The sequence below is a fragment of the Reyranella sp. CPCC 100927 genome (assembly GCF_007859315.1).
Lineage (GTDB): Bacteria > Pseudomonadota > Alphaproteobacteria > Reyranellales > Reyranellaceae > Vineibacter.
Genome location: NZ_VOHA01000020.1, coordinates 1 through 16,933, shown reverse-complemented (window position 1 = coordinate 16,933; position 16,933 = coordinate 1). Strand labels below are relative to the sequence as shown.

Below are 16,933 nucleotides of genomic sequence, written 5' to 3'. Positions count from 1 at the left end.
CCTGTAACAGTCTTATGACAACGGCTGTGTAGATTACGTGCGGGGCGATCCGTGCGCCGGCGCCGCGCTGTCGCCCGTACCCAGGGCGCGCTGCATCAGGACACTGTCGACCCAGCGGCCGTGCTTCCAGCCGATGGCGGCGAGGGTGCCCACGGTGCGAAAGCCGAACTTGGCATGCAGGCCGATCGAGGCAGCGTTGGCGCTGTCGCCGATGACAGCGATCATCTGGCGGAAGCCGAGGGCCTCGCAGCGCTCGATCAGGGCCGGCAGCAGGGCCGAGCCGATGCCGCCCTGGCGGTCTTCCTGGTCGATGTAGATCGAATTCTCGACCGCGAAGCGATACGCCGGCCGTGTGCGATAGGCGGCGGCATAGGCATAGCCGACCACTCGGCCATCGCGCTCGGCCACGATGTAGGGATAGCCCTGCGCCAGGTAGTCGGCGCGTCGGCGGGCCATTTCCTCAGGCGGCGGGGCGGTTTCCTCGAACGAGGCCAGTCCGTGCAGGACGTGGTGGGCGTATATGCGGGTGATGGCAGCGACGTCGTCGTCGCGCGAATCGCGGATGAAAGTCGGCGGCGGCATTCGGACAGATCAGGATCAACGCAGCGGCCGAACCTGCCGCAGCGTTGGTTCCCTGTCGAGTCGCTCTGGGGCGAGCTACGATCCGGAGCCTGTGCGCGGGCGCGCCAGGCGCAGGACCGGGTCGGTATAGCGCCCGACGGCGGGATGGATCAGGACTTCGGCGGAAGCCTGCTCCTCGGGGTCGTCCAGGCGCGCGGTGATGGTGAGCGCCGTCCTGATGAAGCGGGACAGGGCGGCCATCCGCACCGGCGCGCGGATCGATGCGATGATGAGACGATCGACGTAATGGACCTCGTCCTCGGCCGAACTGCCATTGGACAGCACGACCACCATCGGTGGTTCCTTCAGCGCCCGCAGAGGGTAGAACATCGACATGCTGCTCAGGCTCTGGCGACACACCACGATTCGCGGCTTGAGCTCGCGGATCAGGTCCATCACCGGCCTATCCGGGTTTTTGTCATCCGGTGGAGGCGGATAGGCCTCGATGTTGCTTGCCCTCAGCGCCTCGACAGTTTCGCAACGACGGGCCACATCATCATCAGCCACCACAACAATATGCCGACGCACTACGGCTCTCCATGTATGGACTGAATGGCTTGCTTTAAAATCGGCGGGCATCCCATGACGCCCCAAAATATGCAGTACCCTACCACCGGGACGGTGCGGAGATGAAGGGAGATTTTGAAGTGATGTCGCAAAAAGTTCATCAATAACTTTAAGAAACGAAATTTATTTCATATATTTCAAATAATTAAATCAATTTCTTGATATATCACTGGGCGAAATTGACGGTTGTTCCCACACCTTCCGTTCGGGCGCGCTGGTAGACCAGCCAGCCGGCAGCGAGATCCTGGAAAGCCAGCCCGACGCTGCCGAAGATGGTAATGGCTCGCGCGTGCGGGCGGCCCGGCTTATGGCCAGCCAGCACCTCGCCCAGCTCGGCGTGGATGGCGTCGCGGCCCAGGCCAACCCCGCCGAGCGCACCCATGGACAGTGCCAGGTCGGGGTCGTCGCACACGAACAAGCCGGCGCGCAGTGCATCGGCGGCGACCTCGGCCTTGCCGGGCTGATCGGGACCCAGGGTCGTGACATGGGTACCGGGCCGCAGCATGGCGGCATCGATGAAAGGCGCGGCGGCCCACGTGGCGGTGATGACGATGTCGCCGGCCAGCACCGCCTTGCGCAGGTCGGCTTCGGCCCGCATCGGCAGGTCCAGGGCAGGGCCCAGCTTGGTGCAAAAGGCGACGGCCGCGGCGTGGTAGGTGTCGTAGACCACCACCTGCTCCAGGCGGCGGATCGCCGCCAGCGCGCGCAACTGCAGCTCGCCCTGGGCGCCGGCGCCGATAATGGCAATGGTACCGGCATCGGGACGGGCCAGCGCGTCCGTACCCAGGGCACCGGCGATGCCCGTGCGCATCGCCGTCAGGTACGTCGAATCCATCAGCGCCAGCAGGTCGCCGGTCTGCAGGTCGTGCAGGGCCAGGACACCCTTGATGGCCGGTTTCTGGGCGGGGAACTTGGCATGGACCTTGACGCTGTACGCGGGGATGCCGTCGATCAGGCCGGGTGCCAGCAGCATGCCGTTGCTACCGGCTGGGGCAGTCGCCGGCAGGGGCACGACAAAGCGCTGCGCCGCCACGCTGCGGCGCAGCGAGTAGGCAATGAAGGCCTCACGCAATGCCGTGTGCAGGGCTTGCTGATCGAGCAGGCGCACAACGTCGGTGCGGGTGAGCAGCAGAGTTTCCGCCATGGCTTCCTTGTATCAGGCACCACCCTGGGCGTCGGCAAGTCGATGCCGCGGCCAGGGATGAACGGTCCTTCCGGTCCGTACCCATCGCGTGAGCCGACGTTGGAGTATCATGACTGTTGATCCTTCGCCTCTCGCCGGTGACCGCCGTCTGTCGCGCAGGACGATCATGGCGATCGCGGTGGTGCTTTTGGCGGGCCCGCAAGCCCTGGCGCAAGGTCGCACAGGCTCTCGTCCCGGGGCCGTATCGCCGGCGTCGGATCTCGATGACGCGGGCGGGCGCGACGGGCCAATCGCGTTGCCTGCCGGCAGCCGCCTCCTGCGCGATGTCGCGTATGGCGCTGATCCGGCGCAGCGGATGGACATCTATCTGCCGGCGCAACCCCGCGCCGCGCCCATCCTGCTCATGGTCCATGGCGGCGGCTGGGCGATCGGCGACAAGGCGTCGGCCGGTGTCGTTGCCAACAAGATTGCCAGGTGGTTGCCCGAAGGCTTCATTTTTGTCTCGATCAACTACCGTCTGCTGCCCGGCACCGGTCCGCTCGGACAGGCCGATGACGTTGCTCGGGCGCTGGCCGCGGCGCAGTCGCGGGCACCGTCCTGGGGTGGCGATCCGGCGCGGCTCGTGCTCATGGGACATTCCGCCGGCGCCCACCTTGTCGCGTTGCTGGCGGCGGATCCGGCTATCGCTGCCCGGCAGGGGGCAACCCCGTGGCGGGGAACCGTGGCTCTGGACTCAGCGGCACTCGATGTCGTGGAAATCATGAACGCGCGCCATTTCCCGCTGTACGACAGGGCGTTCGGGTCCGATCCGGCTGTGTGGCGCAAGGCCTCGCCGATCCATCGCCTCACTTCGGCGCCATCGCCGATGCTGCTCGTTTGCTCCAGCCAGCGTGCCAATGCCTGTCCGCAGGCGCGGGCTTTTGCCGCCAAGGCAAACGGGATGGGTGGCCGTGTGATGGTCTTGCCGGTGGCGCTCTCACACGGCGAGATCAACCGGACTCTGGGTCTGCCCGGCAGCTACACGACGGATGTCGATGCGTTCTTGCGGCGCCTGGCAGCGCGGTGATGTTCAGCGATGCGTCGTGCGCAGCGGCCGTTCGGGCAGGAACAGCAGGGCGACGAGCGCCAGCGCCACGATAGCGGCACCGACCGAGAACGTGGTCGCGATGCCATGGCGGTAGATCGCGGCCACGGCATCGTGCGCCGCCGCCGGCAGGTTGGCGATGTCCTGCAGGGCGCCCTTCATCAGCATGTCGGGCTGCAGGACTCCGGCGAAGGCGCCCGAGGCCAGCGCAGTGTGAAGATGATTGGTGAGAATGGCGCCGGAGCCGGCCACGCCGACCACGCCCCCCAATGAACGGAAGAAGCTGGCCGATGCCGTGGCGGCACCCATGTCGGCCGGCGGTGCCGCGTTCTGGATGGCGACGTTCATGTTGGGCGTGACGAAGCCCAACCCGAGGCCCAGCAGCAGGATGGCCGGCGCCAGTATCACCAGGGGCTGCGCCGCCCCGGCTGCCCACGCCAGCCAGACGAAAGCGACCAGCGCCGTGGACAGGCCGCAGATCTGTAACGGCTTGTAGCGGCCCTTGGCCACCAGGATACGACCGTTGATGCGGGCGGAGATGAAGATGCCGACGGCTTGCGGCGCGATCAGCAGGCCCGAACTCGACGGTGACAGCCCCATCACCACCTGGAAAAACAGCGGAAAGAATGTGCTGCTGCCCAGCAGCGCCATGAAGGTCAGCGCCAGCACCAGGCTGCCGACGCTGTAGACGCGTTCCCGGAAGAGATGCAGCGGCAGAATCGGTTCGGCCGCGACGCGCTCCCACATCAGGAACAGCACCGCCAGCACGACCGCCGCCGCGGCCAGCCCGATCAGCGCCAGCGAGCCCCAGGGCAGTTGCGTGCCGCCCAGCGTGAGGGTCAGCAGGAAGCAGGCGGTGGCGCCCGACAGCAGCATGGCGCCGAGATAGTCAAGGCGACTGCCGGGCACACCGCGGCGCGAGGACCGCAGCGTGATGGCGATCACCACCAGGGCGCCGATACCGATGGGCAGATTGAAGAAGAAGATCCAATGCCAGGAGAGCGCATCGGTGATGATGCCGCCCACCACGGGTCCCAGCACGCTGCACAGCGCGAACACGGCGCCGATCCAGCCCTGGTAGCGCCCGCGCTGTCGCGGCGGCACCAGGTCCGCGACGATGATCTGCGCCAGCGGCAGCAGCCCGCCGGCGCCCATGCCCTGGATGGCGCGGAACAGGATCAACTGCGGCATGCTTTGCGCCAGACCGCTCAGGATCGAGCCGACCAGGAACAGGGCGACGGCCGTGTAAAGCATCGGCTTGCGTCCGTACTGGTCCGACAGCTTGCCGTAGAGTGGCATGGTGGTGGTCGTGGCCAGCACATAGGCGGTCACCACCCAGGACAGATGCTGCACGCCGCCCAGGTCGGAGAGGATGCGGGGCAAGGCGGTGGCCACGATGCTCTGGTCGATGGCGCTCAGCGCCATCACGATCATCAGGCCGATATAGACCGTGCGGATCTCGCGGTGCGTCGGCGCCTGCGCGTCGTCGTTCCTGTCGTCCGGCGGGCCGGGCTCAGTCATGGCAGAGCGCCTCCAGCGGTGCCAGCGCGGCGGCCACGGCGCGGCGGCCTTCGGGCGACAGGGCGGCCAGGCGCATGGCCAGCCAGTCGGCACGTCGTTGCTGGGTCGCGTTCATCAGAGCCCGGCCCTTGCGGGTGATGAACAGGCCCACGCGGCGCTTGTCGTCCGCCGACGGACGGCGCTCCACCCAGCCTTCCGTCGCCATCTGGTTGATGTGGGCGGTGATCGTCGGGCCGCGCAGTTTCTCCTGGGCCGCCAGGTCGCCGATGCCAACCCCCTCCTGCTGCGCGATCGTGTTCAGCAGGCCCATGTGCAGCGGCGAAGCACCCACTGCCTGGTTCTGGCGTCGCAGGTGGCGTTGCAGGCGTTGCAGGATCGGCCGCAACTGGTCCGCCAGCACGGCGGCCTCTGTTTTCGTCTGGGGTCCCTTCGCCCGGGGCATCACTGTCTGGTCGGTCAATAGATAGATGATCTATGTAATGGGCTGATCAGTTCGACGCAATGTCGATTGCCGGATGACGCCATGCGGCTTCGGTGGGTTGTTGTCAGTCCGCCGTCAGGAATCAAACCGCAAAACGTGGTGCGATGTTTTTGTTCGCACAGCGAACGTGCGGTGGATTCTAAAAATGAATTGCATTCATTTACAGGAACGCTCTACGGTTCATTGTTGCTGTCGGCATCGACTCCGATCGATGGTGGCAGACAACAACCCGCTGCAACCCGACTGCGGCCTGGAAGCAGCGCATCAACCGCATGGATCTTACGCGGCGCGATCGGTGCCGACGACGGGTCAGCCGTCGGCACCCCATAACGGACTGAATATGAACGATCGTTCATAGCGTAGGGCAGGAATCGGGTGAGGATCGTCGATGAGCAGTATCCGCTTGTCACAGCAGACCATCGTCTTCGCCATCTTCATCGTTCTGTTTCTCGCGTTCTCGTTATTCCTGCCGGGCTTCTTCAGCGCCAGCAACATCGTGGCGCTGCTGCAGAACGTGGCCATCCTGGGCATTCTTGGACTGGGCATGGCGATCGTGGTCATCGGGCGCGGCATCGACATTTCGATGATCGCGGCGCTCGCGGTGCCGCCCGGACTGCTGCTGCAGATGGTGAACGGCGGCTATTCGGTGGGCGTGGCCTTCGCCGCGGCGATCGCACTGGTCGTGATCTTCGGCCTCGTGAACGGCTGGCTGATCGCTTACGCCGAGGTGCCGTCGCTCTTCACGACACTCGCATCGGGACTCTTTCTGGCCGGGTTGGGGCAGGTCGCCTGGTTCACGCTCGATCTCGTGCCGTGGCCGCCGCAGCTTGATGTCGTGGCCTGGTTCGGTCGCGGCACCGTTGCCGGCATCCCGCTGCCGGTGGTGATGTTCGGGATCACGATCCTGATCTGCGTCTTCCTGCTGCGCTACACGCGCTTCGGCACCTATCTGTATGCCACCGGCGACAACCCTCAGGGCGCCCGCACCATCGGCATTCCGACGCGGCCGCTGATCCTGCGCCAGTACGTCTTTGCGGCGTTGATCGCAGCGTTTGCCGGCATGGTGATGGCGGCGTCGATCGGCACCATGCAGACCCGCATCTACAATTCCACGATGATCTACGATGTCATCCTCATCGTGGTGCTGGGTGGCATCGGCCTGAGCGGCGGCCGCGGCGGCGTGCTCAACGCCGTCACGGGTACCTTGCTCATCGGCACGCTGCTCAACGGCATGACCATCCTGGACATGTCCTATTCGGCGCAGAACCTGATCAAGGGTCTGATCCTGCTGATCGCCATCCTGATCGACTCCATCATGAATCCCCGCAACGAAGAGACGGCCCAGCAGGGCGATATCTGAGGCTCGCGTCTGTGTAACGAACGTCTGGAGGAGGAAAAGACCATGCCGTTCCATCATCATCGTCAATTGTCGCGGTCGCTGGCCGCAGGCGTGCTGTGTGCCGGACTGATCACGAGTGCCGGGCAGGCCCTGGCGCAGGGCAAGGGGCTCGACGAGCCCTTCCGCGAGCCTTACCTGAAGGCGCTGCAGGGCAAGACGGTGGCCTATGTGCCGCTGGCCATGAATGTCGACCTGATGCAGGGCTGGTACGCCGGCATGAAACGCGAGCTCGAGCCGTTGGGCGTGAAGTTCGTCCTGCGCGACGCCAACTGGAGCACCAACGCCGGCGCCCAGGCCGTGACCACGCTGCTCACCGAGAAACCCGATCTGATGGTGGTGCAGAACCCTGACGTGACGACCTATGCCAAGCTGCTGCAGCGGGCCGAAGCTGCCGGTATTCATGTCATCCAGGTCAACATGCGCTCGAGCTACAACTCGTCGGCCTATGTCGGCGCCGACTGGATCGAGATGGGCGAGAAGCAGGCGGCAGCGGTCGTGAACGCCTGCAAGGGAAAGTCGAACAAGGTCGCCATCATGCAGGGCCAGCTGTCGGCTGCGGCCAGCGCCTACACGCTGACCGGCGTCGAGAAGGTGTTTGCCAAGCATCCCGAAATCAAGGTGGTGTCGAGCCAGGCGGCGGATTGGGATGCCACCAAGGCCAAGGGCATCATGCAGACGGTGCTGAAGCAGCATCCCGATCTGTGCGGCGTGGTCGGCTTCTGGGACGGCATGGACGTCGGCACGGCGGCCGCGATCCAGGAAGCCGGGTTGACGGGCAAGGTGTTCCTGGCGACGTCGGGCGGCGGCGAGCAGACGCGCTCGTGCGACCTGGTGAAGAGCGGCGCCTTCGACGTCGACTTCAGCTATGACGTGCCGTCACAGAGCGGCAGCATGGTGACGATGATCAAGTTCCTGCTGCAGTCGGGCATCAAGGCGGGTACGGCCAAGGCCTCGATCTATACGACGCTGCTTCCGATCACGAAAGAGAACGCCGGACTGCCCGGCACCTGCTGGACGTTGAGCAAGTAAGCCCATCCGCCTCCGCGTAGCGGAGACGACAACCGTGTGAGGCCTGCCGGCGCGCGCGCCGGCAGGGCCGACAGAGTGGGACACCGAGGACTCCGCCATGGTCACAGCAACCGAGACCGACCACTCACCGGGCCTCCAGGGCGGTCGCGGTGCTGCGGGCACGAAAGCCGCTGCCGCCACGGAGAGCATGGGCGAGACACTCACGCGCCTGCGCTATCGCTACTGGCCCGACCACATGCTGGGTGAGATCCTGTCCAAGCGCTGGACCGAGACGGCGATCCCGGTGATGGTGCTGATCGCAGTGGCCTTCGGTCTCAACCAGGCGATCGACGGCTTCCTGTCGCCGGCCAGCCTGACGGCAGCCTCGCGCCAGGCCGGCGAGATCGGCTTCATCGTGCTGGGCATGGCGCTGGTCATGATCGTGGGCGGCATCGACCTGTCCGTCGGGTCGACCTTCGCGCTGACGAATTTCTGCGCGCTGTTCCTGATCCATGTACTGAAGTGGCCGGTCGCCGCCGCCATTCCCATCACGCTCCTGTTCGGCGCCTTGCTGGGGGCCGTCAACGGCATCCTGATCGGCTACCTGCGCCTGCGTGCCTTCATCACCACGCTGATCACGCTGATCGTCTACCGCTCGATCTACGATCTTCTGATCCTGCAATATTCCAATGCCATCGCCGGCTACATGCCGGATTCCGAGGCTTGGAATTTCATCGGCGACGGCGACATCCTGGGTGTCCCGCTGATCGTGCTGGTGTACGCCGCAGTCGCGATCTTCGGTCACGTCTTCCTCACCCGCCTGCGGGCCGGTTGGCATATCACGGCCATCGGTGGGTCGCGGCGCTCGGCCTATAACTCCGGCATCGCGGTGCGGCGTACCGTGGCGATGTGCTACGTCACCTGCGGCGTATTGACCGCGGTGGCGGGTCTGTTCTTCGCTGCGCGCCTGGCGACAGCCGGGAGCGACATCGGCCTTGGCCTGGAGGTGACGGTGCTGACCGCGGCGGTGCTGGGCGGCATCAGCCTGGGCGGCGGCAAGGGCTCGGTGGCCAAGGCGCTGGTGGGGACGCTGATCGTGCTCTTCATCACCAACGGCCTGGTGTCGCTGTCGGCGCCGGGCGGCATCAACCGCATGGTTCTGGCCGGCATCCTCATCCTGGCGGCGGTGATCGACATTCGCTGGCTGAAGAACCGCCATCGCATCATCAGCAAGGTCTATGTCAGCCCGACCTACCATGCGCTGCCGCCATGCCCGAGCACGGCGCCCGACAGCGGCACGCCGTTCGCGCAGAACGACAAGCTGCGCAACGTCTCGGCGATCGGGCTGGGCGAGATCGAGGCGCCCGAGGATGTGATCCTCGATCGCCACGACAATCTCTACGCTGGCTCGCGGCACGGCGACGTCGTGCGCTTCTTTCCGCCCAACTACGAACGCTGGGAGGTCTATGCCCATATCGGCGGCCAGCCGCTGGGGATGGCGTTCGATCGCCAGGACAACCTCTATGTCTGCATCGGCGGCATGGGGCTCTATCGCATCACGCCCGATCGCAAGGTCGAGAAGGCCACCGACGAGACCAACCGCAGCTGGCGCTCGGTCAACGACGACAGCCGCCTGCGGCTGGCCGACGATCTGGATATCGCCGACGACGGCCGTGTTTTCTTCTCGGAGGCCACCGTGCGCTACGAGATGGACGAATGGCCGGTCGAGAGCGTCGAGGCGCGCGGCAACGGCCGCATCATCTGCTATGACCCCAACACCAACACCACGCATACCGCCGTCAGCGGCCTGAAGTTCCCCAACGGCATCTGTATCGCCAGCGACGGACAATCCATCCTGTTCGCCGAGACCTTCGGCTGCACCGTCAAGCGCTATTGGTTCGATGGCCCCAAGAAGGGCCAGGTCGAGATGGTGATGGATAACCTGCCGGGCTATCCCGACAACATCAACCTGGCGTCGGACGGCAATTACTGGCTGGCCATGGTGGGCATGCGCTGCCCGGCGCTCGATCTTGCCTGGCGTATGCCCGGCTTCCGCCGTCGCATGGCCAAGCGCCTGCCGGTCGACGAGTGGCTGTTCGCCAACATCAACACCGGCTGCGTCATCAAGTTCAACGAGAAGGGCGAGGTGCTGGAGTCGATGTGGGACCTGGGTGGTCAGAACCACCCGATGATCACGTCGATGCGCGAGCACCGTGGTCACCTCTACCTCGGCGGCATCCTCAACAACCGCATCGGCCGCTACAAGCTGTCCGACGCCGACCCCAACTTCGTGCAGTACGACAAGCGGTGGGGGAAGGCATCGTGATCGCCGCGCTGAAGGACTTCACCGATCGCGTCTTCGGTCGCGGCGATGCGGCCATCACCGTGCCGCCGTTCGACGGCGCGCTGAAGCCCAACCAGCTGCTGGAGGAAGCGGCTGTCGTCTGCGAACTCGAGGCACCGGAGGACCTCGCCACCGACGGCCAGGCGGTCTTTGTCGCCGATGGCGCCCGGATCCTGCGGCTCGATGCCGGCGGACCGGCGGAGGTGGCGGCGGCCGATGGCACGATCACGGCGCTGGCCTGCCTGCCGGGCGGCGGCTTTGCCGTGGCGTTGGATGGCGAGCGCGTGCGCCTGATGGGCGGCGCGCATGACGGGCGGACCTGGGATGCCGCGGGCGGCCGCGCGTTCAAGGCCGTCAACGCGCTGAGCGCGGCGCCGGATGGCGGCCTGCTGGCCACCGACGGATCGCAAGCGCGACCCTATGGGCAATGGTCGCATGACCTGATGGAACTGGGCCGCAGTGGCCGGCTGATCCAACTGTCACCGGCGGACGGCGGTGCCCGCGAGATCGCAAGCGGGCTGGCCTATTCCTTCGGCGCCTGTGCCGCCGACGGTACGGCCTGGGTCTGCGAAAGCTGGCGGCACCGCGTCGTGCGGTACAACGGCACCGGGGCGGGCGCCGTCGTTGTCGATCGCCTGCCGGCCTATCCGTCGCGGCTGACGCCGGCAACGGGCGGCGGGTACTGGCTGACCGCCTTCACGGCGCGCACCCAGCTCATCGAGTTCATCCTGCGCGAGCCGGCCTATCGCAAGCGCATGATGGCCGAGATCGACCCGCGCTACTGGATGGCGCCGTCGCTCAGTGCCAGCACCAGCTTTCTGGAGCCGATGCAGGGTGCCCACATCAAGACCATGGGCATCCTCAAGCCGTGGGCGCCGCCGCGCTCCTATGGGCTGGTGATGCGGCTCTCAACCGAAGGGCTGGTGCGCTACTCGCTGCACAGCCGCGTCGATGGTACGCACCATGGCGTCGTGGCGGCGGTCGAATGCGGCGGCGCGCTGACGGTCCTGTCCAAGGGACGCCGGCGCGTCCTGCGCCTGGACGTGGCCGACATCGAGCGGAGTCTCCAGGCATGAGCACACCCATTCTGGAACTGCGCAAGGCGACCAAGAAATATGCCGGCGTGCCGGCGATCGAGGATGTCGACTTCACCTTGCTCCAGGGCGAGGTCCACGCCCTGGTCGGCGAGAACGGCGCCGGCAAGTCGACCTTGACCAAGGTGATGGCCGGAGTCGTGACCCTGACGTCGGGCCAGATGCTGGTCGAGGGTCGCGAGGCCATGCCGCGCACGCCCAACGAAGCCCGTGACCTGGGCGTGGCGATGGTGTTCCAGGAGAACAGCCTGGTGCCGACCATGACGGTGGCCCAGAATCTGTTCCTGGGACAGGAGAAGTTCTTCAATCGCCTGCGCGGCATCTATATCGCGGCCCAGCAGTTTCTGCAGTCGCTGAACTTCGACGTGGCGCCGACCGCGACCGTCAGCCTGCTGGGCGCCGCCAAGAAGCAGATGGTCGAGATCGCGCGTGCCGTGCTGCACAACGCCAAGGTGATCATCTTCGACGAGCCGACGGCATCGCTGACGCCGGAGGAGAAGAAATACTTCTTCGACCTGGTGCGCGATCTGAAGAAACGCGGCGTGTCGGTGATCTTCATTTCGCACGCGCTGGAGGAGGCGCTGCTGATCGCCGACCGCATCACCGTGCTGCGCGACGGCAAGCATGTCGTGACCGACGATGTCGCCAGGTTCGATCGCGCCCGCATCGTGCAGGCCATGGTCGGGCGCGACCTGTCGCAGACGCTCTACGGCCAGCGCAAGACCACCGTGCGGCCGGCTGGCAAGCGCGTGCTCTCGGTGCAGAACCTGCGCATGGCCTCGATGGTGAAGAACAACTCGCTGTCGGTGTTCGCCGGCCAGATCACCGGCGTCTTCGGCCTGGTCGGTGCCGGCCGCACCGAGACGTTCAAGGTCGTGTCAGGCGTCATCAAACGCGACTTCTTCCACGGTGGCGAGATCCTGCTGCACGACAAGCCGGTGCGCTACCGCGTGCCGGCGCCGGCGGTGCGCGACGGCATCGCCTACATCACCGAGGATCGCAAGATCGAGGGCTTCTTCGAGACCATGTCGATCGCGCGCAACATCTACATCGGCCAGCTCGCCAAGCTGCGCGCCAAGGGTGGCAGCCTGATCTCGGGCTCGGCCGCCAAGGCGCTGGGCGAGACCTGGGCCAAGGCGCTCAACATCCGTGCCATCAGCGCCGACGTGAAGGCGGTCGAGCTGTCGGGCGGCAATCAGCAGAAGATGGTGATCGCCAAGTCGCTGGTGCAGGAACCGGAGCTGGTGATCTTCGATGAGCCGACGCGCGGCGTCGATGTCGGCGCCATCGCCGAGATCCACCGCCTGATCAATGACCTTGCCGACCAGGGCAAGGCCGTGGTGGTGATTTCGTCCTACCTGCCCGAAGTGATGGCGCTGTCGGACCGCATCCTGGTGAGCCGCCAGGGCAAGGTGGTGGAGGAATACTCTGCCCTCGAGGCCACCGAAGAAAAAATCATGTACGCCGCGATTCACTGAGACACGCTCGTCATCCCGAGCGGAGCGAGGGATCTTCTACGAAGGGAGACTCCGTCGCAGAAGATCCCTCGCTGCGCTCGGGATGACAGGCTACCGCCTCACTCCGGCTTGAGCCCCGCGGCATCGACGATCTTCTTCCACTTCACGGTCTCCGCCGCGACGTGGCGGGCGAGATCGTCGGCCGTGCCGGGCAGCGGCACCGCGCCGACGTCGCGGATTTGACGCTGCAGGTCGGCCGAGCGCACGCCGGCCACGATCGCCTCGCTCAGGCGGCTCACGATCGGTTGCGGCGTGCCGGCCGGCGCCGAGACGTAGAGCCATACCACCGCGTCATAACCCGGCACCGCGACCTCGGCGATGGTGGGCACGTCGGGCAGATCAGGCGCGCGCGTCGGTGAGGTCACGCCCAGCGCGCGGATGGCACCGCTGCGGATGTGCGGCAGGTGGATCGAGATGCTGTCCATCGCCGAGGGGATGCGGCCTGCCAGCAGGTCCTGCAGCAGCAGCGCGCTGCCCTTGTAGGGCACGTTCTCGACGGCGATGCCGGTCATGGTCTTGAACAGTTCCATGCCCAGGTGGGTGGAACTGCCCAGTCCCGCCGAGCCGTAGCTCAGGCTGCCGGGCTTGGCCTTGGCAAGCGCGATGTACTCCTGGACGGTCGCGGCCGGCACGTCGCGATGCACCAGCAGCACGTTGGGAACGCTGCCCACCAACCCGACCGGCGCGAAGTCCTTGGCCGTGTCGAACGGCATGTCCTTGTAGATGAACTGGTTGGTGACGGCGGTGCCCAGCGTGCCGAACAGCAGGGCGTAGCCATCGGGTGCGGCACGCGCGACCTGGGCGGCGGCGATGTTGCCGCCGGCGCCCGGGCGATTGTCGACGATCACTTGCGTCTTCAGCGCGGATGCCAGGTGTACCGCCACGATGCGCGCCAGGATGTCGGTGATGCCGCCGGGCGCGAAGCCCAGCGTGAGCTTGATCGGCTTGCTCGGATAGGCGTCGGCGGCAAGGCCGGGGCGCGAGACGAAGGGCGTGGCGAGCAGGGCGGCGCCGCGGGCAAGCAGTCGCCGACGGGCGAGGGGAGGAGTCATGAGTCTGGTCCTGTGCTGATGTGTCCTGCGAGCAAGCCGTCATCCCGAGCGCAGCGAGGGATCTCCCGCGACAGGAGGCTCCGTTCGCAGGAGATCCCTCGCTGCGCTCGGGATGACGCTCGCTTGCGATGAAGGATCGTTGTTCAGCCGGCGAGCAGCTGCTGGGCGTCGTCCAGCGTCACCACGGCATCATCCAGTAGGCGCGCGGTGACGGCGTCCTCCCAGCGATGGTCGGGCAGGCTGAAGGGATCGGCGTTGCCCAGGCGGTGGTCGATGACCAGGCGCGCCAGCAGCAGGCGCCGCGCGTCGCCGCCCTGCGCCCCCAGCCGTGCGCCCTCGGCTGCCATCAATGCCGCGCTGGTGGTGTGGTAGAGGCCGCTCGCCGCGCGTCGGCAGGACGCCTCGGCATCGGGCTGGCGCGCCACCGTGTCGGCGAAGGCGACGGCGCGATCGACCAGCTGTGCGATGCGGCTGCGGAACTGGCCGGGAATCGGCGCGTCGGCGATATCCTTGTGCAGGGCTTCGGCCAGCGCCTCGTGCGCCCGCTCGCGGCCGACGGCGCGGCGTACGATGTCGAGCGCGTTGACGCTGCTGGTGCCTTCCCACAGCAGGCCCAGATGCGCATCGCGCACCAGCTTGGCGTTGCCCCAGTCCTCGATGTAGCCGTTGCCGCCGCGCATCTCCATGGCACCGGTCGCCACCGTGACGTTGTCGCGGCATGCGCGGTACTTCAGCATGGGTGTGAGGATCCGCAGCTGGCCCTCATCGCCGCGCGTCATCGCCACGGCGGCGGCCATCGCCATCGTCAATGCCTGCTCGGTGGGCAGCATCAGCTTCAAGAGCTGGCGGCGCGCCATCGGATGCTCGATCACCGTGCGGCCGAACGTGCTGCGGTGGCGTGCCACCTGCAGCGCTTCGTTGAGGCAGCGCCGCATCATGCCGGCGGCGCGGAAGCCGTGCGACAGCCGTGACAGGTTCACCTGGTCCATCATCTGCTTCAGGCCGCGGTTCTGTTCGCCCAGCAGATAGGCGACGGCGCCCTCCATGATGGTCTCGCCCGCCGCCATCGAGCGCGAACCCATCTTGTCCTTCAGCCGCACCGCGCGGTAGCGGTTACGGCTGCCGTCGTCGAGCCGCCGCGGCATGGCGAACAGCGACAGGCCGGCATTGCCCGCCGGCGCGCCTTCACAGCGCGCCAGCAGCAGCACCACGTCATGATCGACGCAGGAGCAGAACCACTTGTCGCCCCACAGTTCCCAGTGGTCGCCGGCCGGCTTCGCCGTGAGCGCGTTGCCCGAGACATCGGAGCCGCCGGCCTTCTCGGTCATGAACTGCGCGCCCTTCAGCAGCGTGTCCATGTCCTGCGTGGTCATGCGCGGCACGAAGCGGCGTTTCACCGACTCATCGGCGTACTTCTGGATCAGCATGGTGGAGGTGTCGGTGACCGACAGCGGGCAGAGCAACGCGAACTCGGCTTGCGCGAACAGGTACTGGAAGGCGTACTTCACCAGTGGCGTCACCGGTGTCGACCAGCCCAGCACCGGCTTATGCGACATGGCGTGCAGGCCGAACTCGCCGAAGCCGATCTTCTCCATCTCGCGATAGGCCGGGTGATACTCCACCCAGTCCTCGTCGCGGCCGAAACGGTCTCGGTAATGCAGGATCGGCGTGCGCTTGTCGGCTTGCATTGCGAGTTCGTCGAGGCGACCGCCGGCGAGGCCGCCCAGCCGCTCGAAGTGCGGCGCGAAATGCGCCAGCGCCGCCTGATCGAGATGCAGCGCCAGCAGGTCGCGCAGCGAACGGTCGATGGACCAGAAGTTGAGGCCACGGCAATCCGGCGCGATCAAATCGGAGCCCGATTTCGGGCGTGGAGCGGCGGGCTTGGCGATGGCGTTCATGGTCGTTGCCTCGGCTTCGTTCTGGTGAAATCCACGTTCACGCATGGCCCACGGACGGCGGCGCGACAATCGACTATTGCGCTGTCTGAGTTGATCTGACATCAACGCTGACATGGCTGGCAAACTGCCCCCGCTGACCGCCCTGCGGGCCTTCGATGCGGCCGCGCGCCGGCTGAACTTCGCGCGCGCCGCCGATGATCTGGCCGTGACGCCGGGCGCCGTCAGCCGGCAGATCCAGGCGCTCGAGGAAATCCTTGATGTGACGCTGTTCGTGCGTGGCAATCGCAATGTCGAGCTGACGGCGCGCGGACGGACCTATGCGCGCGAGGTACGCGAAGCCTTCGACCGGCTGGTGCTGGCCACCGAGCAGGTGCGCGGGCGCGATCGGCACGGTCCATTGTCGATCTGCGCCTATCCGACCTTCGCCATGCGCTGGTTGATGCCGCGCTGGCGACGCTTCCACGATCAGCATCCCGACATCGACCTGCAACTCACCACGTCGCTGGCGCCGGTCGACATGGCGCGCGACGGTTTCGACGCCATCGTGCGCATCGGCGACGGCAACTGGCCCGGTCATGGCGCGGTGTGGCTGGCGCCGGTCGAGGTCTTCCCGGTCTGCAGCCCGCAACTGGCTGCCCGGTTGCGCCAGCCGGCCGATCTGCGCCGCCATGTGCTGATCCACAACGATCCGCGGCCGGACGACTGGCCGCGCTGGCTGAAGGCGGTTGGCGCCGGCGGTATCGATGCCACGCGCGGCCCGCGCTTCGAGACCATGAGTCTTGCCTTCCAGGCCGCGATCGAAGGTGTCGGCGTGGCGATGGGCGTGGGCTGCCTGGTGGCGGAGGACCTCGCGCTGGGTCGCCTCGTGCGGTCGCTGTCATTCACCCATCGCAGCCGGCGCGAGTTCCATCTGGTGTATCCCCTGTCGCGGCAGTCCGATCCGCGGCTGGCGGCGTTCCGTGCCTTCCTCGCGGCCGAGGCCGAAGCTTAGTACCGGCTATCGCTCGAATGCGAGTCGCGACTGTCATCCCGAGCGGAGCGAGGGATCTTCTGCAAGTGATGCACGGGTGCGCCTGCATCAAAAGATCCCTCGCTCCGCTCGGGATGACGGTTCCGAGTCACACTTGAGCGATAGTGGGTACTAGGTTGTGTTGACATTTACCGCCACCACAAGGTCATGGCGGCGATGGTAACGACCCCGAG

14 protein-coding genes are annotated in these 16,933 nt (G+C 66.4%); 7 read left to right on the top strand and 7 right to left on the bottom strand.

All coding sequences use genetic code 11. From position 1 onward, the window contains the following. Window positions 1-33: 33 nt before the first annotated feature. The 3 genes from FQU96_RS32870 to FQU96_RS32860 form a co-directional block, all read right to left on the bottom strand. Window positions 34-582 (bottom strand): GNAT family N-acetyltransferase, encoded by a 549-nt coding sequence (locus FQU96_RS32870; protein WP_146545628.1) that lies wholly within the window; start codon window positions 580-582, stop codon window positions 34-36. 75 nt (window positions 583-657) lie between these two features. Next, window positions 658-1,200, bottom strand: a complete 543-nt coding sequence (locus tag FQU96_RS32865) for a hypothetical protein (RefSeq protein ID WP_146545627.1) — start codon at window positions 1,198-1,200, stop codon at window positions 658-660. Between the two features lie 154 nt (window positions 1,201-1,354). Continuing rightward, window positions 1,355-2,332 carry an ornithine cyclodeaminase family protein gene (locus FQU96_RS32860; protein ID WP_146545626.1) on the bottom strand — a complete coding sequence of 326 codons (978 nt, stop codon included), beginning with the start codon at window positions 2,330-2,332 and terminating at the stop codon, window positions 1,355-1,357. 109 nt (window positions 2,333-2,441) lie between these two features. Between FQU96_RS32860 and FQU96_RS32855 the strand changes: the two genes are divergently transcribed. After that, window positions 2,442-3,398, top strand: coding sequence for an alpha/beta hydrolase (locus tag FQU96_RS32855; protein ID WP_218574972.1), 957 nt, complete (start codon window positions 2,442-2,444; stop codon window positions 3,396-3,398). Window positions 3,399-3,401: 3 nt separating this feature from the next. Here the strand turns inward: FQU96_RS32855 and FQU96_RS32850 are convergent, their stop codons facing one another. Further along, the gene (locus FQU96_RS32850; RefSeq protein WP_218574971.1) at window positions 3,402-4,937 is read right to left on the bottom strand and encodes an MDR family MFS transporter; all 1,536 of its coding nucleotides are present in this window, start codon (window positions 4,935-4,937) and stop codon (window positions 3,402-3,404) included. Continuing rightward, the gene (locus FQU96_RS32845) at window positions 4,930-5,337 is read right to left on the bottom strand and encodes a MarR family winged helix-turn-helix transcriptional regulator (protein ID WP_255468682.1); all 408 of its coding nucleotides are present in this window, start codon (window positions 5,335-5,337) and stop codon (window positions 4,930-4,932) included. Before FQU96_RS32845 ends, FQU96_RS32850 begins: the two co-directional genes overlap by 8 nt. Window positions 5,338-5,806: 469 nt before the next feature. On the opposite strand from FQU96_RS32845, the gene FQU96_RS32840 reads away from it, so the two are divergent. The 5 genes from FQU96_RS32840 to FQU96_RS32820 all read left to right on the top strand — a co-directional run bounded on the left by FQU96_RS32840 (window position 5,807) and on the right by FQU96_RS32820 (window position 12,741). Next, complete coding sequence (locus tag FQU96_RS32840) at window positions 5,807-6,778, top strand: ABC transporter permease (RefSeq protein WP_146545624.1); 972 nt, start codon at window positions 5,807-5,809, stop codon at window positions 6,776-6,778. A gap of 42 nt (window positions 6,779-6,820) precedes the next feature. After that, window positions 6,821-7,846, top strand: coding sequence for a sugar ABC transporter substrate-binding protein (locus FQU96_RS32835; RefSeq protein WP_146545623.1), 1,026 nt, complete (start codon window positions 6,821-6,823; stop codon window positions 7,844-7,846). 187 nt (window positions 7,847-8,033) lie between these two features. After that, window positions 8,034-10,151 (top strand): SMP-30/gluconolactonase/LRE family protein, encoded by a 2,118-nt coding sequence (locus FQU96_RS32830; protein WP_146545721.1) that lies wholly within the window; start codon window positions 8,034-8,036, stop codon window positions 10,149-10,151. Further along, a complete protein-coding gene (locus FQU96_RS32825; RefSeq protein WP_146545622.1) occupies window positions 10,148-11,245 on the top strand; it encodes an SMP-30/gluconolactonase/LRE family protein in 1,098 nt (365 codons plus the stop codon). The genes FQU96_RS32830 and FQU96_RS32825 overlap by 4 nt, the downstream gene beginning before the upstream one ends. Beyond that, the gene (locus tag FQU96_RS32820; protein WP_146545621.1) at window positions 11,242-12,741 is read left to right on the top strand and encodes a sugar ABC transporter ATP-binding protein; all 1,500 of its coding nucleotides are present in this window, start codon (window positions 11,242-11,244) and stop codon (window positions 12,739-12,741) included. Before FQU96_RS32825 ends, FQU96_RS32820 begins: the two co-directional genes overlap by 4 nt. A 98-nt stretch (window positions 12,742-12,839) precedes the next feature. Here the strand turns inward: FQU96_RS32820 and FQU96_RS32815 are convergent, their stop codons facing one another. Then, window positions 12,840-13,832, bottom strand: coding sequence for a tripartite tricarboxylate transporter substrate binding protein (locus FQU96_RS32815; RefSeq protein ID WP_146545620.1), 993 nt, complete (start codon window positions 13,830-13,832; stop codon window positions 12,840-12,842). Between the two features lie 143 nt (window positions 13,833-13,975). Beyond that, a complete protein-coding gene (locus FQU96_RS32810; protein ID WP_146545619.1) occupies window positions 13,976-15,730 on the bottom strand; it encodes an acyl-CoA dehydrogenase family protein in 1,755 nt (584 codons plus the stop codon). A gap of 112 nt (window positions 15,731-15,842) precedes the next feature. Here FQU96_RS32810 and gcvA point away from each other — a divergent pair, with 112 nt between their 5' ends. After that, window positions 15,843-16,721: a transcriptional regulator GcvA gene (gene gcvA / locus FQU96_RS32805; protein WP_146545618.1), complete on the top strand. Its 879-nt coding sequence runs from the start codon at window positions 15,843-15,845 to the stop codon at window positions 16,719-16,721. Window positions 16,722-16,933: the final 212 nt, after the last annotated feature.